General features: G+C 66.8%; 19 protein-coding genes and 1 pseudogene. 10 read left to right on the top strand and 10 right to left on the bottom strand.

What is annotated here, in order from left to right:
* Positions 1–160: 160 nt before the first annotated feature.
* From AC5Y39_RS16820 to AC5Y39_RS16830, 3 genes are all read left to right on the top strand, one after another.
* Positions 161–547: a DUF2237 family protein gene (locus AC5Y39_RS16820; protein WP_500020091.1), complete on the top strand. Its 387-nt coding sequence runs from the start codon at positions 161–163 to the stop codon at positions 545–547.
* Between the two features lie 178 nt (positions 548–725).
* Positions 726–1,952 (top strand): DEAD/DEAH box helicase, encoded by a 1,227-nt coding sequence (locus tag AC5Y39_RS16825; protein WP_500020089.1) that lies wholly within the window; start codon positions 726–728, stop codon positions 1,950–1,952.
* A 110-nt stretch (positions 1,953–2,062) separates the two neighbouring features.
* Complete coding sequence (locus tag AC5Y39_RS16830) at positions 2,063–2,266, top strand: cold-shock protein (RefSeq protein ID WP_499906041.1); 204 nt, start codon at positions 2,063–2,065, stop codon at positions 2,264–2,266.
* Between the two features lie 66 nt (positions 2,267–2,332).
* Here AC5Y39_RS16830 and AC5Y39_RS16835 read toward each other — a convergent pair whose 3' ends face one another.
* Positions 2,333–2,839, bottom strand: a complete 507-nt coding sequence (locus tag AC5Y39_RS16835) for a DUF5994 family protein (RefSeq protein ID WP_500020087.1) — start codon at positions 2,837–2,839, stop codon at positions 2,333–2,335.
* Between the two features lie 157 nt (positions 2,840–2,996).
* On the opposite strand from AC5Y39_RS16835, the gene AC5Y39_RS16840 reads away from it, so the two are divergent.
* Together AC5Y39_RS16840 and AC5Y39_RS16845 are read left to right on the top strand one after the other, a co-directional pair.
* Complete coding sequence (locus AC5Y39_RS16840) at positions 2,997–3,701, top strand: M15 family metallopeptidase (RefSeq protein ID WP_500020085.1); 705 nt, start codon at positions 2,997–2,999, stop codon at positions 3,699–3,701.
* Positions 3,702–3,739: 38 nt separating this feature from the next.
* On the top strand, positions 3,740–5,020 hold the full coding sequence (locus AC5Y39_RS16845) for an alpha/beta hydrolase fold domain-containing protein (protein ID WP_500020083.1): 1,281 nt from the start codon (positions 3,740–3,742) through the stop codon (positions 5,018–5,020).
* On the opposite strand, the gene AC5Y39_RS16850 is transcribed toward AC5Y39_RS16845, so the two are convergent.
* Complete coding sequence (locus AC5Y39_RS16850; RefSeq protein ID WP_500020081.1) at positions 5,008–6,339, bottom strand: cytochrome P450; 1,332 nt, start codon at positions 6,337–6,339, stop codon at positions 5,008–5,010. The two genes, AC5Y39_RS16845 and AC5Y39_RS16850, sit on opposite strands and share 13 nt — an antisense overlap.
* A 112-nt stretch (positions 6,340–6,451) precedes the next feature.
* Between AC5Y39_RS16850 and AC5Y39_RS16855 the strand changes: the two genes are divergently transcribed.
* Both AC5Y39_RS16855 and AC5Y39_RS16860 read left to right on the top strand, forming a co-directional pair.
* Positions 6,452–7,702, top strand: coding sequence for a KasA/KasB family beta-ketoacyl-ACP synthase (locus AC5Y39_RS16855; protein WP_500020079.1), 1,251 nt, complete (start codon positions 6,452–6,454; stop codon positions 7,700–7,702).
* 28 nt (positions 7,703–7,730) lie between these two features.
* Positions 7,731–9,146, top strand: coding sequence for an NCS2 family permease (locus AC5Y39_RS16860; RefSeq protein WP_500020077.1), 1,416 nt, complete (start codon positions 7,731–7,733; stop codon positions 9,144–9,146).
* A gap of 2 nt (positions 9,147–9,148) precedes the next feature.
* On the opposite strand, the gene AC5Y39_RS16865 is transcribed toward AC5Y39_RS16860, so the two are convergent.
* Positions 9,149–10,054: a DUF3533 domain-containing protein gene (locus AC5Y39_RS16865; protein WP_500048266.1), complete on the bottom strand. Its 906-nt coding sequence runs from the start codon at positions 10,052–10,054 to the stop codon at positions 9,149–9,151.
* A 266-nt stretch (positions 10,055–10,320) separates the two neighbouring features.
* Here AC5Y39_RS16865 and AC5Y39_RS16870 point away from each other — a divergent pair, with 266 nt between their 5' ends.
* Positions 10,321–10,773: an STAS domain-containing protein gene (locus AC5Y39_RS16870; RefSeq protein ID WP_500020073.1), complete on the top strand. Its 453-nt coding sequence runs from the start codon at positions 10,321–10,323 to the stop codon at positions 10,771–10,773.
* Position 10,774: 1 nt separating this feature from the next.
* On the opposite strand, the gene AC5Y39_RS16875 is transcribed toward AC5Y39_RS16870, so the two are convergent.
* From AC5Y39_RS16875 to AC5Y39_RS16890, 4 genes and pseudogenes are all read right to left on the bottom strand, one after another.
* Positions 10,775–11,659: a cyclopropane mycolic acid synthase family methyltransferase gene (locus AC5Y39_RS16875; protein WP_500020071.1), complete on the bottom strand. Its 885-nt coding sequence runs from the start codon at positions 11,657–11,659 to the stop codon at positions 10,775–10,777.
* Positions 11,660–11,684: 25 nt separating this feature from the next.
* The gene (locus tag AC5Y39_RS16880) at positions 11,685–12,626 is read right to left on the bottom strand and encodes a cyclopropane mycolic acid synthase family methyltransferase (protein WP_500020069.1); all 942 of its coding nucleotides are present in this window, start codon (positions 12,624–12,626) and stop codon (positions 11,685–11,687) included.
* A gap of 113 nt (positions 12,627–12,739) precedes the next feature.
* On the bottom strand, positions 12,740–13,069 hold the full coding sequence (locus AC5Y39_RS16885) for a type II toxin-antitoxin system PemK/MazF family toxin (protein WP_500020067.1): 330 nt from the start codon (positions 13,067–13,069) through the stop codon (positions 12,740–12,742).
* Positions 13,066–13,317, bottom strand: a pseudogene (locus tag AC5Y39_RS16890) (type II toxin-antitoxin system antitoxin MazE5); the annotation flags it as partial. The gene AC5Y39_RS16885 and the pseudogene AC5Y39_RS16890, both read right to left, overlap by 4 nt.
* 39 nt (positions 13,318–13,356) lie before the next feature.
* Here AC5Y39_RS16890 and AC5Y39_RS16895 point away from each other — a divergent pair.
* Together AC5Y39_RS16895 and AC5Y39_RS16900 are read left to right on the top strand one after the other, a co-directional pair.
* A complete protein-coding gene (locus AC5Y39_RS16895) occupies positions 13,357–13,818 on the top strand; it encodes an SRPBCC family protein (RefSeq protein ID WP_500020065.1) in 462 nt (153 codons plus the stop codon).
* A complete protein-coding gene (locus tag AC5Y39_RS16900; protein ID WP_500020063.1) occupies positions 13,802–14,329 on the top strand; it encodes a TetR family transcriptional regulator in 528 nt (175 codons plus the stop codon). Before AC5Y39_RS16895 ends, AC5Y39_RS16900 begins: the two co-directional genes overlap by 17 nt.
* Here the strand turns inward: AC5Y39_RS16900 and nrfD are convergent.
* From nrfD to fdh, 3 genes are read right to left on the bottom strand one after another with little or no spacing between them, the layout of a single operon-like run.
* Positions 14,313–15,272, bottom strand: coding sequence for an NrfD/PsrC family molybdoenzyme membrane anchor subunit (gene nrfD / locus AC5Y39_RS16905; protein ID WP_500020060.1), 960 nt, complete (start codon positions 15,270–15,272; stop codon positions 14,313–14,315). The genes AC5Y39_RS16900 and nrfD overlap by 17 nt on opposite strands.
* Entirely contained in the window at positions 15,269–16,072 is an 804-nt protein-coding gene (locus AC5Y39_RS16910; protein WP_499906006.1) for a 4Fe-4S dicluster domain-containing protein, read from the bottom strand. The genes nrfD and AC5Y39_RS16910 overlap by 4 nt, the downstream gene beginning before the upstream one ends.
* Positions 16,069–19,299, bottom strand: a complete 3,231-nt coding sequence (fdh, locus tag AC5Y39_RS16915) for a formate dehydrogenase (RefSeq protein WP_500020058.1) — start codon at positions 19,297–19,299, stop codon at positions 16,069–16,071. Before fdh ends, AC5Y39_RS16910 begins: the two co-directional genes overlap by 4 nt.
* Positions 19,300–19,361: the final 62 nt, after the last annotated feature.

A 19,361-nucleotide genomic window follows, 5' to 3' on the forward strand; every position in this document is an offset into this window, starting at 1 on the left:
CAACCCCGCCGGGCGGCCGCTCACTATCGGGGCCTGCCTCGCGTGGGTTCCGTCGACGTCGTACCGGAATCGTTCGCGACGGTACCCAATCCGCGCGAGCTGCGCCAAAGACGCTCGCAGCCGCCCACGATTCGCGCCGTTTCGACGGCATACTGTGCCCATGGCTGACCGCAACGTTCTCGGCGGCGTCCTCGAGCCGTGCGGCACCGACCCGCTCACCGGCTTCTACCGCGACGGCTGCTGCTCGACCGGTCCCCAGGACATCGGCCTGCACACCATCTGTGCGGTGGTGACCGCCGAGTTCCTGCAACATCAGCGCTCGATCGGCAACGACCTCTCCACGCCGCTGCCCCAGTACCGCTTCCCCGGCCTAGTGCCGGGCGACCGGTGGTGTGTGACCGCCGCGAACTGGCTGCGGGCCCACGTCGACGGCTGCGCCGCACCCGTCGTGCTGACCTGCACCCACGAGGCGACACTGGCGGTGGTACCGCTGGAGACGCTGCAGAAATACGCCGTCGACGTGCCCGACGATCTCGGCGAACTCTGATCCCGGACCGCCGTCAGGTAGGCTGGCTACGACAAACCGTCGTGGAACCCCATCGGCTCCGCCGAAATCCGATTCGCGGCGATCGATTTTGCCCACCGGCAATCTCGCCACGTTGTGCTGAGTTACCGCGCTGTTCGGCGCGACGAGCCTCGGCGCACCCAATGCCTGAAAGACATCAATGACCACAAACTTCGCCGACCTTGGCGTGCCTGCAGCAGTGATCGACGCGCTCGCCGCAGGCGGCATCAACCGTCCGTTCCCCATTCAGGCCGCCACCCTGGCCGACACTCTCGCCGGCCGTGACGTCCTCGGGCGGGGCAAGACCGGCAGCGGCAAGACACTGGCCTTCGCGATCCCTATGGCCAGTCGGCTCCGCAGCGGCAGGCGTCCGTCCGGACTCGTGCTGGCCCCTACCCGCGAATTGGCCACCCAGATCAGCGCGACGCTGGAACCGCTGGCCGCAGCCCGCGACCTGCGTCTCACCACGATCTTCGGCGGCGTCCCGCAGGCCCGCCAGGTCACGGCGCTGCGCGCCGGCGTCGACATCGTGGTCGCCTGCCCGGGCCGGCTCGAAGACCTGATGAAGCAACGCCTCGTCAGCCTCGACGACGTGCAGATCACCGTGATCGACGAAGCCGACCACATGGCCGACCTCGGTTTCCTGCCGAGCGTCACACGCATCCTCGCCGCCACTCCGGCCGGCGGCCAGCGGCTGCTGTTCTCCGCGACGCTGGACAACGGCGTCGACAAGCTGGTCCGACGATTCCTGCGCGACGAGATCGCACACTCCGTCGACAGCGCCAGCTCACCGGTCGCGGCGATGAACCATCACGTCTTCCACGTCGCCGGCGTGCAAGCCAAAAAAGAACTGGTGCACCGGTTGGCGTCAGGCACCGGTCGGCGAATCCTGTTCTCCCGCACCAAACATCAGGCACGTAAGCTCGCCAAGGAACTCACCGCGTCGGGTGTCCCGTCAGTTGACTTGCACGGCAACCTTTCTCAGCCCGCCCGAGCACGCAACCTCGCCGCGTTCACCGCAGGCGACGCTCGCGTGCTGGTGGCCACCGATATCGCCGCACGCGGCGTGCACGTCGACGGCATCGAGTTGGTGGTGCACGTCGACCCGCCCAACGAACACAAGGCCTACCTTCACCGTTCCGGACGCACGGCCCGCGCTGGAAATGCCGGTGACGTAGTCACCGTCGTGCTGCCCGAACAACGCGGTGACACGCGGACTTTGCTGCGTAAGGCCGGCATTCACGTCAGTCCTCAGCACGTGGCTGCCGATTCGCCAGCGGTGCAAGCGCTGGTCGGTGAGCCGGCACCCTACCGTGCGCCGGCCGCTCCCGTTGCCGCGCCTGTCAGTCGTCGCCGGTCGGGCCAACGCCGACGGCGTCCGCAATAACCGAAGGCGGCCAACGAAAATAGCGACGCAAGATGACAATTCGCGTTTCTTTGTTACGCTGGACCGCGGATGTTCTACCTACATCCGCTTTGAATGAGAGAAGTTAATTCATGACACAAGGAACCGTGAAGTGGTTCAACGGCGAAAAGGGCTACGGCTTCATCACTCCTGACGGTGCTACCGAGGATGTGTTCGTCCACTACTCCGAGATCCAGGGCAATGGCTATCGCAGCCTCGACGAAGACCAGCGCGTCGAATTCGAGATCGGGCAAGGCGCCAAAGGCCCTCAGGCAGTCGGAGTGACCAGACTCTGAGTTTCCACACGACCGTGGGCTGGGGTGGCGATGCCACACCAGCCCATTGGTCTTTCTAGGCCCTTTCTAGGCCTCTAAAACGGCCTTCGCCCATGACGCGCTCTGCGCCTCGGCAACCCGCACCACTCGGTCAGCGGTCCGGAATTCCTGGCTGTCTTGCTCGGCGACGGTCAGCGGCCGCCCCGCCGCCCGGCGAAGCACCATAAGACCGAGCGCAGGCATGGTCAGATGCGGAACGACCAGCAGCGTCGCGCATCCGAGATCGCCCGTCACAGCCATCAGCCGTTGTGGCCGGTCATTCGATGTAAGGATCGGTTTGGGTCCGTAGCGCAACGCGTTCAGATCCGGTGCGCCGGCCATTGCGGACCAGTTGACGTTGATATTGAGGATCTCGCCGAGAAGACGATGCAGCGCCTCCACCAACTCTGGAAGCTCACCCGCCACTGACGCAGTCCGCGGCCACCAGGCCCCGTCGATGTCACCGCCCAACGCATGGGCCAGCGTCACCCGCACCGGACGCGCCGAGCGCCGCGCGCCGGTCATGCCGTTCACGACGGCACGTCTGATCGACACGAAAAGGCTTGTTGCGCAATTCTTTTGACAAGCGTGGTGCGCGGCGGCACCAAAATCTTGCTGACGATGGTAAGCGACTTGCGATGTTCCACGAAATTCCTCAAACCGTTGAACTTCGACTGTACACCGATGACGAGCCGCGCCTACCATCTGCGCGGTGCCATTTCGCATCGGCGCGGCGCGGCTCGCTTTACCGGCGATCTTGCTCAGCCTGTGCGCGCTGCTCACCCAGTGCACGTCCGTACCGCCGGCGCCTCCGACGACGCCACTCGCCCCGCCGGACACCAGCGCGCTGCCGTCTGCTTCGGCCCCAGCCTCCGTCCGCCCCGTCAGCGCCGCCGAGCTGGGCGCCAGCTGGCGGCCGGGCTGCCCGGTCGCGCCGGAAGCGCTGCGGCTCGTCGAGGTGGACTACGTCGGCTTCGACGGCCGAACACACCGCGGCCAGTTGATTGTCGACGACCACGTGGCGGCCGAGGTGATCACGATCTTCGGCCAGTTGCAGCGACTGCGCTATCCCATCGCGAAGATGCGCACCGTCGAGCAGTATCCGGGCGCAGACGACGAACTGTCGATGGAGGACAACAACACCTCGGCGTTCAACTGTCGCGACATCCCGGGAACCGGCCGCTGGTCTTTGCACGCCCTCGGTACCGCTGTCGACGTCAATCCGCTCCTCAACCCGTCCATCGATGCCACGGGCGCATTTCAACCGAAGAACGCCGCACAATATCTCGACCGCAACCGCACCGAGCCCGGCATGCTTCACGACGGCGACGCGGCGGTTCGCGCCTTCACCGATCATGGCTGGCGCTGGGGCGGCGATTGGCGAAACCCGCACGACTATCAGCACTTCGAGCGGTGATTTCTGGGCGCCACCTGACCTTCTCGTATCGTGGCCGAATGCGTAAGGCTCGAGTCATCCACATCGGCCGCCAAGTCGGCGCGCTGGGCGTCGCGGCAGTCACCGCCGCGTCCACCCTCAACGGCTACCGGCCGCTGGCCCGGTCCGGATACCCGTCGATCTGGGCGTGGGCATTCGGTTTGGTGGTCACCGAGTTGCCGCTGCAGACGCTGGCCAGCCAGCTCGCCGGCCTGGCGCTGACCGCCCGTCGCCTCACCCGGCCGGTCCGCTTGATCGCCTGGGTCACCGCGGCCCTGTCCGCGTTGGGTCTGCTGACCTTCCACCGCGCCGGGCATCGCGCCGACGTACCGCTGAAAGCTGCGCTGGACGACGGCCTGGGCGCTGACCGCCGCACCGACTCGTCGGGGCTGTGGCGCCGGCCGGCCGGCGGCGGCACCGCCAAGACACCGGGCCCCGTCCGGATGCTGCGGATCTACCGCAACTACGCCCACGACTCCGACATCAGCTACGGCCCCTTCGGCCGCGCCAACCACCTCGACATCTGGCGACGTCCCGACCTCGACCCGGACGGTGGCGCTCCCGTGCTGTTCCAGATCCCCGGCGGCGCGTGGACGACGGGAAACAAACGCGGACAAGCACATCCGTTGATGAGCCACCTCGCCGAACTCGGTTGGGTCTGCGTGGCGATCAATTACCGGCACAGCCCGCGCAACACCTGGCCCGACCACATCGTCGACGTCAAGCGCGCCCTTGCGTGGGTCAAGGCACACATCGCCGAATATGGCGGCGACCCGAATTTCATTGCCGCCACAGGCGGTTCGGCCGGCGGCCACCTGTCGTCACTGGCAGCGCTGACGCCCAACGATCCGCGGTTCCAGCCCGGATTCGAAGGAGCCGACACCCGCGTGCAGGCGGCCGTGCCGTTCTACGGTGTCTACGACTTCACCCGCTTCGACGACGCGATGCATCCGTCGATGCCCGAGCTGCTCGAGCGCTGGGTGGTCAAGCAGCCGCACTCGAAATATCTCCAGCCGTACATCGACGCGTCACCGGTGCGCTACGTGTCTGCGGACGCTCCCCCGTTCTTCGTCCTGCACGGAGTGAACGACTCGCTGGTTCCGGTCGAGCAGGCCCGCGCATTCGTCACGAGGCTGCGTGACGTCAGCACGCAGCCGGTGGTATACGCCGAATTGCCTTTGACACAGCACGGTTTCGACATCATCGGCTCGGCACGCGCCGCCCACGCGGCTGTTGCCGTCGAGCAGTTCCTGGCCGAGGTCTACGCCAGCCAACGGGCGGTACGAGTTCAGTACGCGTGACGCGCCGGCGCCTCGACGTTGCGCCGGGCATGCACGGGGATCCGAGCGCCGCGGTGCGGGACGAGCGTGACGTGCTTGACCTTCTGCCGCTCGGCCTTGGCCGTCGTGGGCGCGAGCTCGACGCGGCGCAGGATTTCGCGCAGCACCACCCGCATCTCGACCGTCGCGAACGTCGCACCGAGGCAGCGGCGGTTGCCGCCACCGAACGGAAACCACGTCGTCGGGCCCAGCGTCGCACCCACCATCCGGTCCGCGTCGAATCGCTGCGGCTCCGGGTAGACCTCGGCGCTGGCATGCACCAGCCCGATCCCGGGCACCACGATGACCCCGGCGGGCAGCCGATACCCGCGGATCTCCACCGGCTGCTGCAACGCCCGTGCGACGTCGAACACGACGGGCCGGATCCGCAGCGTCTCCTTGACGACGGCATCCAGGTAGTCGTCGTCGCCGGCCTCGGCCGCGCGCACGGCTCTCTGAAGAATCGCGGGATGGCGCGTCAATCGCTCTAGCGCCCATGACAATCCGGTTGCGGTGGTCTCATGGCCGGCGACAAGCAGCGTCATCAACTGGTCGCGCAGCTCCCGATCAGTCATCCCGCGCTCGTCGCCGGCAGCGGCGCGCACCAGCATCGCCAGCACGTCGGTGCGCTCAGCCAGGTGCGGGTCGGCGCGGCGTTCTGCGATCTCCGCATACAACAGCTGATCGGCTTCGGCCATCCGGCGGCTCATCGCCCGCCACGGCCAATGCCGTTGCAGGTCCGGGTTGTTGATGGCCAGCGTCTCCAGCGCGCCCACCTGCAGCAGCTTCGGCATCACGCGACGCAGGGCCGCGAGCCGGGCCGGGTCACTGGCACCGATGACGGTCCGCAGAATCACTTCCAGCGTGATCTGCGCCATCTTCGGCGCCACCGCGAATTCCTTTCCTATGGGCCATTGCGCCACGTTGGCCGCGGCGATCTCCGCCATCACCTCCATCTGACGCGCGACGGCGTCGCGGTGAAACGGCGGCAGCATCAGCCGGCGAAGCTCGCGGTGCATCTGCCCGTCGACCACCAGCACCGAGGTCTCCCCGAGCATTCCGCTCAACATCGAGTTCGCCTCTCCCGCACGGAAAATCTCGGGGTCGCCGGCGAACACGGTCTTGATGTCGGCGGGGTCGGCCAGATACACCCAGGTGCCCAGAGACGCGATGCGGACCGTGAATATCGGGCCGTAGCGGCGTCGGCACGCAGAGATGAACCGCGGCCAGTAGCGCATCATCAGGCTGGCCTGAATCCACCTGGGCAGCGTGGGACCGGGAGGCAACGCCGACTCGCTCATCGCTTCGAGCCTACGAGCCGCGGGCCGGAAGTGGGTGGCTACGGACTCGCCCGGGCTTTCGTAGGATGGAACAGCGTCCGAAACGTCATCAACAAGCTAGGCGACCAGAGGCATGCCACCGTTGAGAACCGGGGACGAACTCCCCGACGTCGTCGTCACCGCAGTCACGTCAACCACCGCGCTCGCGCCCGATGCCGAACAGACATGGCAGCAGCTACTGACGGGTCGTAGCGGTATCCGGCCCCTGGAAAAGCCGTTCGTCCAAGAGTTCGACTCACCGGTGCGCATCGGCGGTGAACTACGCGAGACATTCGACGAGCAGCTGGACCGCGTGGAGCGCAGGCGCACCTCCTACATGCAGAAGATGGCGCTGGTGCTCAACCGCCGGCTGTGGAAGATCGCAGGCGAACCGGAGGTCGACACCAAACGGCTGCTGGTCTCCATTGGGCTGGCCCTCGGCTCCACCCAGGAGATCCCCAACCAGCACGATCTCTGGCGGGAACGCGGCCTGCGTGCCGTGTCGCCGTTGTCGGTGCAGATGTTCATGCCCAACGCGCCGGCCGCCGCGGTCGGGCTTGACCGCCAGGCCAAGGCCGGGGTGATCTCGCCGGTGATGGCCGACGCCGCCGGAGCGGCCGCGATCGCCAAGGCCTGGCAGCACATCGTGTTCGGCGACGCCGACATCGCGATCTGCGGCGGCGTCGAAACCCACATCGAGGCAGTGCCCGTCGCCGCGTTCACCAAGCTCGGGCTGCTGTCGACCAACAACGACGACCCCGCCGGCGCCTGCCGTCCCTTCGACAAAGACCGTGACGGCATGGTGCTGGGTGAGGGCGGCGCGCTGATGATCCTCGAAACCGAGGAGCACGCGAAAGCCCGCGGCGCGCCGATCCTGGCGCGGCTGCTGGGCGTCGCGATCACCTCCGACGGCTACGACGACCTCAAGCCCGACCCGACGGGCGAGTCAGCCGCCGACGCGATCAGCCACGCCATCCACCTCGCCGGGCTGAGTCCCGACGACATCGACCACGTCAACGCCCACGCCACCGGCACCACGTTCGGCGACCTCGCCGAAGCTCGCGCGCTGAGGCGAGCGCTGAAGAACAACAACCCCGCGGTCTACGCCCCCAAAGCGGCACTGGGTCAGTCGCTGGGCGCCACCGCAGCGGTCGAAGCCGTCCTGACGGTGCAGGCGCTGCGTGACGGCGTCGTGCCGCCGACGCTCAACCTGCACACCCTCGACCCTGAGATCGACCTCGACGTGGTCGCCGGGGAACCGCGGCGCGCCGACTACCGGTACGCGCTGTCGAACTCCATGGGGCTGGGCGGGCACAACGTCGCGCTGGTGTTCGGCGCGTACTGAGGCCGAGCACACCCCGTAGGGTCGAACGGTGAACCGTATCGACCGCTTCTTCGAGATCACCTCGCGCGGCTCGACCGTCGGCACCGAAATACGCGGCGGCATAGTCACTTTCATCGCGATGGCCTACATCATCGTGCTGAACCCGATTGTCTTGTCGGGCACCGCCGACGTCACCGGCCACCGGCTTGGCTTCACTCAAGTCTCCGCGGTCACGTCGCTCGCTGCGGGCGCGATGACAGTCTTGTTCGGCGTCGCGGCGCGGCTGCCGTTCGCGTTCGCCGCCGGCCTGGGCATCAACTCGTTTCTCGCCAGCTCGGTCGTCGGCGATCTGACGTGGCCCGAGGCGATGGGCCTGGTCGTCATCGACGGGCTGATCATCGTCGCGCTGGCCGCCACCGGCTTGCGCAGACTGATCTTCGACGCGGTGCCGATGCCGTTGAAGCTGGCCATCACCGCCGGCATCGGACTGTTCATCTTGTTCGTCGGCTTGGTGGACGCGGGTTTCGTCGGTTCGACGAAACTGCCGTCGCCTCCGGTGGGCCTGGGCACCCACGGCGGCGGCTCGATCAACACCGTGCCGACCGTTGTCTTCGCCCTCACGCTGCTGGCGACCGGCATCCTCGTTACGCGAAAAGTGCGCGGCGCCATCCTGATTGGGCTCATCTTCGGAACCGCGGTCGCCGTCGTCGTCGAAGCGATCTGGCACCTCGGGCCCGCGACCAAGAACCCTGGCGGCTGGACCCTATCCGTGCCGACGCTGCAGCGTTCACCGTTCGCACTGCCCGACCTGACGTTGGTCGGCGAGTTCAGCCTCAACAGCTTCAGCCGCATCGGCATCGTGGCCGCCGTCATGCTGGTGTTTACGCTGGTGTTCACCAACTTCTTCGACGCGATGGGCAGCTTCACCGGCCTGGCGCGCCAGGCCGGGCTCTCCGACGAGCATGGCAACTTCCCGCGCCTGCAGACCGCCCTCGTCGTCGAAGGCGCCGGCGCGGTGGCCGGCGGCGCGGTGTCCGCGTCGTCGAACACGGTGTTCGTCGAGTCCGGGGCGGGCATCGGCGAAGGTGCCCGCACTGGCCTCGCGAGCCTCGTGACCGGCGGATTGTTCTTGGCGGCAATGTTTCTGACGCCGTTGGCCGCGATCGTGCCGTCGGAGGTGGCCGCCGCCGCGCTGGTGATCGTCGGCACCATGATGGCCTCCGTCCTGCGGGAGATCGACTTCTCGGAGTTCTCGGTGTCGCTGCCCGTGGTGCTGACGGTCGCGGTGATGCCGCTGAGCTACTCGATCGCCAACGGGATCGGCGTGGGGTTCATCGCGTGGGTGGTGCTGCGTGCGGCGTCGGGCAGAGTTCGCCAGATCAGCCCGCTGCTGTGGGTGGTGGCAGCCGGATTCCTGTTGTACTTCGCGCGCGGCTGGATCGACACGCTGCTCGGGGTGCGCTGAGCTCACGCATTCGCCGGTGAGCGCTTCAACAGCCGCGACGACACCAACAGCGCGGTCAGCGTCGCCACCAGCCACACCCCGAGCACCACGAACGGCAACGCGCGCTGGTTGTGCGGAAAGTACGACGCCGAGTGGATGGCGCTGACCGCCGCACCGCTGGGCAGTGCGTGATTGAGAAACGCGAACGGCTGCGGCAGCAGGGACGCGGACACCGCGCCGCCCGACGACGTGTTGCCCAGCAGGATGAACACGCCCCACGTCGGGATGATGGCCCACCGGTGGATCAGCACCAGCATGGTGGAGTTGAACAACGCCGCGATCGCAATCTGCAGCGAAAGCAGCAACCACAGTTCCGCAAACGGCGCGTGCAGCGCATCCAGCAGCGGACCGGTGACTCCCGCCAGTGCGGCGCCACCTACGACCACCAGCACCGCCACACATACCAGCCAGCGGCGCAGGTTCAGCGTCTTGACGTTGGCGCGCAACTGGAACATCGTGACGAAGCCCAGGATCGTCGCCGCGATGATCACGTAGAACGTGGCCAGCCCCGCGGGGTCCGTCGCCGGCAACGGATGCAGGTCGATGACCGGAAGGATGAAGCGGCCGGGCGCCGACTGGTCCAGCTGCGTCAACACTCGCGCCGACGACGGGTCACTGGCGCTGGACAGCAGAAGCTGCGGTGGGCTCGCGCTGGCGTCGATCACCGCAGGGATCTCCTGCCGATTCACCGCGGCAATCGCGGCCTCGCGGGACGGATACGTGCGCGCGTCGAACTCGTGGGACTTGATCTGCAGCGCATTGATCATCGAGGTCGTGGTTTCCGACGGACCCACGACCCCGATGGGCAGGTGGCGCGGAAACGGCCGGCCGAGTGCCACCGTGTAGGTAGTGGCGAAAGCCGACGCCATGAGCAGCGCGATAGCGAGAACCGTTGCGGCCTTCCGGGTTTCGCGCACGGACCAGCGCGGCTCCGGTTCAGCTGCCGTTGGCAGTTGTCGAGTCATATCGCGCGCGGCTCCCCCGGTGGCACGGCATCAGGTGATGCCGCAACTCTATGGGTTGTCATGGGCGACGCTCGCAGGCCCAACGATGTGAAAGTCCCTGCCAAGGAGTACGGAGTTGCTTCACCGGGTAAGCCTCTCGGACACGCCGTGTCCGACTGCCGAGGTTTGCTTTGGCTGACAACGACTATCAGGAACGCGTTCGTACATTGACCGTGCCGATCAAGCGCAAGCGCACCGAAGCGCCGCTGCGGCTAGGGAGTTACCCGCGCCCCCCGGCCACGGTCATCGAGGTGGCCGGTGACATCGACGCGTGCGACGAAGAGCAGGTCAGCGACTACCTGGTCGGCTTCGTCCACGTCGACCACCCGCTGGTGGTGGACTTCAGCGGGGTCGAGTTCCTCGGCGTCGCCGGGCTCAAAGCCGTCCTTCGCTTCGCCCGCGAATGCCATCGAGCCGGGCGCGCTTGGATGTTCGTGACCAGCGACGCGGTGAACGTCGCGCTCGCGGTGACACCGGACCACCGGCTGCCGGTGGCGGAGACGTTGGACGACGCGCTGGAGCAGCTGGCGAAGACGCCCGATGCCGACAACACGCTCACCCCTGCCGACGGCAAGGTCTGTTGAGCTACGCCTTGACGATCGTGAACTGCCCCAGCTCGCTGATGCCGCGCCGGAAGAAGTCGGAGCAGCCGGTCAGGTAGTGCATGTAGCGGTCGTACACCTCGACCGATGTCGCGGCGATCGCCTCGTCGCGCGCCGCCTGCAGGTTCATCGCCCAGGTGTCCAACGTGCGCACGTAGTGCTGATTGAGCCGCTGCACGTGTTCCACGGAAAACCCTGCGGCGCTTGACAACCCGATGATGTCCTCGTCGCACGGGATCGAGCCGCCCGGGAAGATCTCCTTGGCGATGAACCGCATGAATTTCAGGTCGGTCATCGTGATCGGGATGCCCATCTCCGGCCAGCGTTTCAGCGGATGACCCATGATCGTCTGCAACACCATGCGCCCGCCGCTGGGCAGGATGCGGTAGCAGGTCTCGAAGAACGCCCCGTACCGCTCCTTGGGGAATGCCTCGAACGCCTCGATCGACACGATGCGGTCGACGGGCTCGTCGAACTCCTCCCAGCCGCGCAAAAACACCTGCCGCGAGCGGTCGGTGTCCATGGTGTCGAACATCTTCTCGCAGAAGGCCCGCTGGTTCTTGCTGAGGGTGAGGCCGATGACGTTGACGTCGTAGCGCTCGACCGCGCGCTTCATCACCGAGCCCCAGCCGCAGCCCACGTCGAGCAGCGTCATGCCGGGCTGCAGGTCAAGCTTGCCCAGTGCGAGGTCGATCTTGGCCAGCTGCGCCTCTTCGAGCGTCATGTCCTCGCGCTCGTAGAACGCGCAGCTGTAGGTCCGCGTGGGATCCTGGAAAACACCGAAGAAGTCGTCCGAGAGGTCGTAATGCGCTTGGACCTCTTCGAACTGCGGGCGCATCGTCTTTACGCCCGCGCCTCCGTCAGACATCGGCTGTTGCCTCCTCCTCCGAAAATCAGGCCGCCTTCTCGCAGGTGAACTGACAGACGTCGGTGTAGCCCTGCCGGAACAGGTCGGCACAGCCGGTCAGATACTTGTGGAACCGCTCGTAGATCTCCTCGGACGTGATCGCGATGGCCTCGTCTTTCTTGGCCTCGAGATTGGCGGCCCATGTGTCCAGCGTGCGGGCGTAGTGCGGCTGCAGGTGCTGCTCGCGGGTGACGGTGTAGCCGGCCTTTGTGGCGTGCTCTTTGACCATCGAGGCCAACGGCAGACGGCCACCGGGATAGATCTCGTCCATGATGAACTTGATGAACCGCACCCGCGACATGGTCAGCGGCAGACCCTTGGCTTTGATCTCTTCATCCTCGGGAATGATGATCGTGTGTAGCAGCATCACGCCGTCGTCAGGCAGCCAGCTGTAGGTCTTCTTGAAGTAATCGTCGTACTTGCTGAATCCGAAGTGCTCGAAGGCGCCGATCGACACGATCCGGTCGACCTTGCCCTCGAACTCCTCCCACGGTTGCAGCCGCACCTCCATGTGGCGCTTGCTCTTGGAGTTGGCGAACCAGTGTTCCTCGATGTGCCGCTTCTGGTTCTGCGACAGCGTCAGGCCGATGACGTTGACGTCGTACTTCTCCACGGCCCGCATGATCGTCGAGCCCCAGCCGCAGCCGATGTCCAGCAGCGTCATCCCGGGCTGCAGACCCAGCTTGCCGAGCGCCAGATCCACCTTGGCCATTTGCGCTTCTTCGAGGGTCATGTCGTCGCGCTCGAAGTATGCGCAGCTATACGTCTGAGTGGGGTCCTGCCACAGCTTGAAGAACTCGTTGCTGATGTCGTAATGGAATTGGACTTCTTTAGCGTCCGACCCGCGTGCCTGGGCCGCAGATTTCGAAAGCCACTTGGACTGAGCTTGAGGCGTCTGGCTCTGGGTTTGACTCGAAGTTGTTGCCATAGTCCGTCCCTGGTTTGGTACTTGGGGGCTGGCGTCCGCCGCTTGTACGGTTCTTGAGACTACATCTTCCAGCGGGCTTCGCAGCTGAGGCGTTCACCCGACGGGCCGTGTAGTCAGCGGGAGCAGTCGACGGCAACCTCGAGGGCTTCACAGATCGCGTGCATACGGATGTCGGCGAGGCGGCCGATACGGCTGACCAGAACTGCGATCGAGACGCTTTCCACCGAATCCAGATTCACCGCGCATCGGCGGGGAATCGGGTCCTGCCCCGGCTCGAGGATCACCTCGCTCGGCAGCGCCCGAAGGGTCGTCGTACACGGTGCTACCAATGCTCGTCCAAGCCGGGGAATCGCCGCATCACGCGACAGCACTACGACAGGCCGGCGGCCGATTTCGGCCAATTCGGACCACCAGACTTCGCCGCGCGCCGGCAACCTACTCACGAAGCGCCGGCTGTCCGTCGCCAAGAGGCGAGATCTCCCCAGTCGTCAGGCGTATCAAGCGGCTCTTCGTCGTAGGCGGCGTAGGCTGCGTCGATCTCGGCGGCGCGATGCCGAGCCATCAAGGCACCAAGCGCCTCGTCGATCAAAGATGCGTCAGTCATCCCTGCTCGCGCCCTGCGGGCGCTGGCTAACAGGTCGGCATCTACGGTCGTGCTCAGGCGTATGCGAGCCATGCCACAACTATGCCACTGCGCTATGGTTGCAGCCAACGCTGTACCGTTTGGTACATGATTACCGAGAGCAGCGTCGAGATCGCCGCGCCTGCGGCCGTGGTCTGGGACGTGTTCAGCGACGTCGAGCGCTGGCCGGAATGGACAGCCTCGGTCACCCGCCTCGTCGGCCTGGACGGGCCCGCGCTGGCCGTCGGCAGGCGGTTTGCGATCAAGCAGCCCCGAATGCCGCGGCTGGTCTGGGAGGTCACCGAGCTGCAGCCGGGCAGTTCGTGGACCTGGGTACAGCACTCGCCCGGCGGCGCAACCGTCGCACGGCATGACGTGCTCGCCACAGCCGGCGACCGCACGCTCGTGCGGCAGCAACTCGAACAGCGAGGACCGGTGGGCACGCTGGTCGGCTGGCTCATCCGGCCGATGTCCAAGCGCTACCTCGAACTGGAGGCGCAGGGACTCAAGGCCCGCAGCGAGCAGCGCTGCCGCAACGGCGTCGACGGCCTCGATGGCCCGGTCTCCTGACGCGTCGCGGCGCGCGGAGCTGCTCGGTGCGCTGGTCGACACGTTCGCAGCGGGCGGCATCGGCGACCGCTCGCTGCGCGAGGTGGCCGACAGCGTCGGTACCAGTCATCGAATGCTGTTGCATCACTTCGGTTCTCGAGACGAACTGCTGATGGCGATTGTCGACGAGGTCGAGCGCCGCCAACGTGCGTTGTTGCGGGAGCTGCCCAGCGAGCCGGCCGAGGCTTTCGCCGCGATGTGGGCCGACGTTCGCCGACCGCAGCTGCGTCCGTTCGAGCGACTGTTCTTCGAGTGCTATGCGCGCGCGGCCCAGGGCGAAAAGCCGTACGCGAGCATGCTGCCGGGCGCGGTTGACGACTGGCTGGCCGAATTCGCCGGAGCCGATGTGGCATTCGCCCGCCTGGGCCTGGCCGTGATCCGCGGACTGCTGCTGGACCTGGTGGCCACCGACGACGAGGCCGGCGTGGACGCGGCCGCTCAGGCGTTCGTCGAGCTCATCCGCCGGTCCTGACGTTCGTCGCGGCCCTCGCGTCCTGCCGCTCCCGTTGGGGGACGACGACGTACTTGGGGTCGCGGGTGGACGCGACGCCGGCCTCGAACACGCCGAACCGCTGCAGCGCGCTGCCCGCGAGCAGCGCCAGCCCCGACAGCGCGACCACCGGCCGGCTGCGCCCGCCCGCCGCCGCGCCGACAGCGCCACCGACCGTGAGGTACTCCGCCCACCTCCGTAGCCGGTGCGCTTTGCCCGTGGTGTAGGCCTCGCGGACCAGCCCGAGCCGCTGCTCTAACGCCCGTGACGCCACCACTTCCAGCGCGGCGCCCGCGACTGCCATGCGTCGCGCCGGACCGGACTCGTCGACCGGTGCCAGCAGCATCCCCAGTCCGCCGCCGCTGGCGGCCGCGGACCCGGTGAACACGAACGGAAGATACGGGTGCGCCTCATGCCATGCCGGGACCGCGGTCTGCGACAGCAGCACTGCCGTGTATGACGCCACCCCGGGGGCCACCGCCCCCGCGTGCAGGCCGGCCGGCCGAGCCAACCGGACTGCGGTCCTGCCAATCACGCTGCGCTGCAGCCGTTTTGGCATCAGCTCTGCGACCGCGGCCAGGCCGGTACCCGGCCCGTAGGCGCCGAGTATCCAGGTGCCCATGCTCATCGGCGAGCTGGGTTTGGCCACCCGCAGCATGTGGTGGAACCGCTCTGGCCGCCCGAGGTCGGCGATCAGCAAGTACATGCTCACTAGCAGGCTGCCCAGCGCGCCGAGGCGCGCCACCCGTCGCAGGTGTGGGCGGTCGGTGAGGTCCGCCCCGGCCGCCAGCAGCGCTGAACCCGCGGACAGCCCGCCGGTGAACAGGTAGGCCGCGATCATCCAGTTCCACACCGGCGACTTCAGCACCGGCCGGCCGTAGTACGACCGGAACTCCGCGCGGGGAACCGCCAGTTGCTCTTTCATCTCCTGCGCCCCACGAACGCCGACACCGCCGCGGCCACCAACGCCGACGCCGCCATCCCCGCGTAGCGCCACATCGCCGGTGCGTCGCGCGTCGGCACCACGGGATCTGGTGGCAGCCCGTAGACCTCGGGCTCGTCGAGCAGCAGGAAGAACGCGCCGTTGCCGCCGACGCCGTCGTCGGGATCGTTGCCGTACAGCCGCGCCTGGGTGACGCCGCGCGCGTGCAGGTCGTCGACGCGCTGCTGCGCCCGCTCGCGCAGCTCGTCCAGCGGACCGAACTGGATGGAGTCCGTCGGGCACGCCTTCGCGCACGCCGGCTCCAGACCGTCGTGCAGGCGGTCGTAGCACATCGTGCACTTCCATGCCCGGCCGTCGCCCTCCCGCCGTTCGATCACCCCGTAGGGGCAGCCCGACACGCAGTAGCCGCAGCCGTTGCAAATATCCTGTTGCACAACGACTGTGCTGAATTCGGTGCGGAACAGCGCGCCCGTCGGACAGACGTCGAGGCATCCGGCGTGGGTGCAGTGTTTGCACACGTCGGAGCTCATCAGCCACCGGAAGTTGTCGTCGGCGCGGGCCGGCTGCTCGACGAACGCGACGTGCCGCCACGAGTTCGCTCCCAGTGCACCGGTGTTGTCGAACGACATGCCCAACAGGTTGAACCCGTCGTCGGGCACACCGTTCCATTCCTTGCACGCCACTTCACATGCCTTGCAACCGATGCACACCGAGGTGTCGGTGAAGAAGCCGACTCGCTGCGGATGGTCGTCGTAGCCGGATTGGCTTGCGGGATCGGTCAATGCTGTTCCTCAGTGTGGGTGTCCAAGTGGGTGCCGGTTTGCGCTGTGATGCCCGCGCGATCGCGGTATTCGGCGATGTAGGTCAGCAGCGCTGAGCCGCGCGGCCGCCGGCCAGGCTGGATGTCGCAGGTGAGCACCTTGCTCTCCTGGATGAAGACGTTGGGGTCGGCGACCACGCCGAGCAGGTCGTTGACCACGTCGCCGTCGACCAGCCCCGAATGTCCCCAGTGATACGGCATCCAGATCTGGTGCACCACATGGTCTTCGATTCGCAGCGGACGCATCCTGTCGGTGACGAAGACGCGAGCGTCCACTGCGGTGCGGCTGGTGACGACGTGCGCCCACTCCATGTGTGTCAGCCCTCTCTCGGCCGCAAGCTCCGGTGACACCTCGACGAACAACGCGGGCTGCAGCTCCGACAGGTACGGCAGCTGCCGACTCATCCCGCCCGCGGTGTGGTGCTCGGTGAGCCGTGCCGCAGTGAACACGTAGGGGAACACCTCGCCGTGCTGTTCGGGTGGCGCTGGGTTCGACGGATTGTCTTGGCGCGCATAGACTTTCCGCGCCGGATTGCCCTGCTGCTTGTAAAGAGCGTTGCGCACCGGCGACTCGTGCGGCTCGTAATGGGTGGGCAGCGGACCGTCGAGCACGCCGTTGGGCGCGAACAGCCAGGCCTTGCCGTCGGCTTGCATGACGAACGGGTCGTCACCGCGCAGTGCCGCGACGCCGACCGCGTCGTCAGGGGGTCGGTAGTCGGGCGGTTTGGTCTTCTCGAAGTCGGGCACGTCGTAGCCGGTCCATTCGCGTGCGTCGGCGTCCCACCAGACGAGCTTCTTGCGTTCGCTCCACGGCCGGCCCTGCGGGTCGGCGGATGCGCGGTTGTAGAGCACCCGCCGGTTCATCGGCCACGCCCATCCCCACTGCGCGTCGTCGTGCGGAGTGCGCCGCGCGGCCTGGTTGACGTCGCCGGCGTACACCCCGCTGTAGATCCAGCAGCCGCACATCGTCGTGCCGTCGGCCTTGAGGTCTGTGTAGCCGTCGACGGCGCGACCCGTCGTAACGTCGATGCCGTTGATGCGGCGCAGCACGTCCTCGCCGGAGGGCTCGTCGCCGTCCATCGCGTAGTCCCAGGAGAGGTCGAGCAGCGGCCGGTCCTTGGGATCGGTTGAGCCGGAGAGCTTTTCGCGCAGGATGCGGCCGAGGTGGTAGAAGAACCACAGCTCCGAGCGGGCGTCGCCGGGCGGGTCGACCGCCTTCTCGCGCCACTGCAGCATCCGCTGCGTCTGGGTGAACGTGCCGGCCTTCTCGACGTGCGATGCGGCCGGGAACAGGAAGACCTCCGTGCGGCAGGTCTGCGGGGTGATCTCCCCCGTCTCGACCTCCGGGCCGTCCCTCCAGAACGTCGCGCTCTCGATCTCGACGAGATCGCGGACCACCAGCCAGTCGAGGTTGGCCATGCCGAGGCGTTGCAGCTTTCCGTGCGCGGATCCGACGGCCGGGTTCTGCCCGAGCAGGAAGTAGCCGAACACGTTGCCGTCGACCATGTCCATCACCGTGCGGTAGGTGCCGTGGTCGCCGTTGATCCGGGGCAGGTAGTCGAAGCAGTAATCGTTTGCAGCGGTTGCCTTTTCGCCCCAGTATTCCTTCAGGAGCGACACCATGTACGCATCGGCGTTGTGCCAGAAGCCTTTCTGGTTGCGGCTGATGATGTCGTCGAGGTAGTCGCTGAGGGTTTCCTGCCCGGCGTGCGGCATGGCGAGGTAGCCGGGCAGCAGGTTGAACAGTGTCGGTACGTCGGTGGAGCCCTGGATGCTGGCGTGGCCTCGGAGCGCGAACACACCGCCGCCCGGTCGTCCAATGTTGCCCAGCAGCAGTTGGATGATCGATCCGGCGCGGATGAACTGCGCGCCCATGGTGTGCTGCGTCCAGCCGACGCTGTACACCAGCGCGGAGGTGCGTTCGCGGCCGGAGTTCTGCGCCCACGTGCGGGCGACGTATTCGAACTGCTCGGCCGGCACCCCGCAGACCCGCTCCACCATTTCCGGGGTGTAGCGGGCGTAGTGGCGCTTGAGAATCTGGTAGACGCAGCGCGGGTGCTGCAGGGTCGGGTCGGACGGGATGTCCTTGGCTCCTTGGACCGGTGCGCCGCCGGAGCCCTGCTGGTCGGGTGCGCTGCGTTCCTTGGCTCCTGAGCCACCACCTTGAGACTCGGTCTGCTGGTACTGCCAAGTCGACGTGTCGTAGGACGCGGTGTCGCGGTCGTAGCCGCTGAACAGCCCGTCGAGGTCCTCGGTGTCTTGAAAACGCTCGTCGACCAGGAAGGCGGCGTTGGTGTAGGCGGTGACGTACTCACGGAAGTCGAGCTCGTTGGACAGGATGTAGTTGATCACCCCGCCGAGGAACGCGATGTCACTGCCGGCTCTCAACGGCACGTGCTTGTCGACGACCGCGCTGGTTCTGGTGAACCGCGGGTCGATGTGGACCACTTCGGCGCCGCGGGCCTTGGCCTCCATCACCCACTGGAAGCCAACCGGATGGGCCTCGGCCATGTTCGAGCCCATGATGACGATGAAGTCCGAGTTGGCGAGGTCTTGCTGATAGTCCGTCGCTCCGCCGCGACCGAAGGAGGCTCCCAGACCGGGAACCGTGGCGCTGTGTCAAATACGGGCTTGGTTCTCGATCTGCAACGCGCCCAGCGCGGTGAAGAGTTTCTTGATGAGGTAGTTCTCTTCGTTGTCCAGCGTGGCGCCGCCGAGGCTGGCGATGCCCATGGTGCGGCGCAACGTGTTGCGGTCTTTGTCGAAGTCCTGCCAGCCTTTGGCGCGGGCGTCGAGGACACGGTCGGCGACCATGTCCATGGCGGTATCGAGGTCGAGGGTCTGCCACTGGGTGGCGTACGGCGCGCGGTACTTGACCTTGGTGAGTCGCTGCTTGCCGGTGACGAGCTGCTTGCTGGCAGATCCCTTGGGGCACAGACGACCTCGCGACACCGGGCTGTCCGGATTGCCTTCGATCTGAATGACTTGGCCGTCCTTCACGTACACCTTCTGCGCACAGCCGACTGCGCAGAAGGGGCACACGGAGTGGGCGATGTGATCGGCGTCGGTCGTGCGGGGTTGCAGCTGTTGTGAGCGGTGGGACTGGGCGGCCTTGCCGCGGCCCAGGCGGTCGGCGCCGGTGAGCTGCCGGTAGACCGGCCACGACTCGATTAGCTTCCTGAAGTCCATGTGCCGCCCCTCCCGTGGTCACCCCGGTGTGTGATTTCGGTGCGATTTCCGGCGCTGAGCGC

Source organism: Mycobacterium sp. NGS39 (genome assembly GCF_059812765.1).

Excerpts from the sequence above, each read along its gene's own strand:
- AC5Y39_RS16900 (WP_500020063.1), top strand. The coding sequence starts at position 13,802 with ATGGCCCGGTCTCCTGACGCGTCGCGGCGCGCGGAGCTGCTCGGTGCG.
- AC5Y39_RS16820 (WP_500020091.1), top strand. The coding sequence starts at position 161 with ATGGCTGACCGCAACGTTCTCGGCGGCGTCCTCGAGCCGTGCGGCACC.
- AC5Y39_RS16850 (WP_500020081.1), bottom strand. The coding sequence starts at position 6,339 with ATGAGCGAGTCGGCGTTGCCTCCCGGTCCCACGCTGCCCAGGTGGATT.
- AC5Y39_RS16865 (WP_500048266.1), bottom strand. The coding sequence starts at position 10,054 with ATGGCGTCGGCTTTCGCCACTACCTACACGGTGGCACTCGGCCGGCCG.
- AC5Y39_RS16855 (WP_500020079.1), top strand. The coding sequence starts at position 6,452 with ATGCCACCGTTGAGAACCGGGGACGAACTCCCCGACGTCGTCGTCACC.
- AC5Y39_RS16825 (WP_500020089.1), top strand. The coding sequence starts at position 726 with ATGACCACAAACTTCGCCGACCTTGGCGTGCCTGCAGCAGTGATCGAC.
- AC5Y39_RS16845 (WP_500020083.1), top strand. The coding sequence starts at position 3,740 with ATGCGTAAGGCTCGAGTCATCCACATCGGCCGCCAAGTCGGCGCGCTG.
- nrfD (WP_500020060.1), bottom strand. The coding sequence starts at position 15,272 with ATGAAAGAGCAACTGGCGGTTCCCCGCGCGGAGTTCCGGTCGTACTAC.
- AC5Y39_RS16880 (WP_500020069.1), bottom strand. The coding sequence starts at position 12,626 with ATGGCAACAACTTCGAGTCAAACCCAGAGCCAGACGCCTCAAGCTCAG.
- AC5Y39_RS16830 (WP_499906041.1), top strand. The coding sequence starts at position 2,063 with ATGACACAAGGAACCGTGAAGTGGTTCAACGGCGAAAAGGGCTACGGC.
- AC5Y39_RS16875 (WP_500020071.1), bottom strand. The coding sequence starts at position 11,659 with ATGTCTGACGGAGGCGCGGGCGTAAAGACGATGCGCCCGCAGTTCGAA.
- AC5Y39_RS16895 (WP_500020065.1), top strand. The coding sequence starts at position 13,357 with ATGATTACCGAGAGCAGCGTCGAGATCGCCGCGCCTGCGGCCGTGGTC.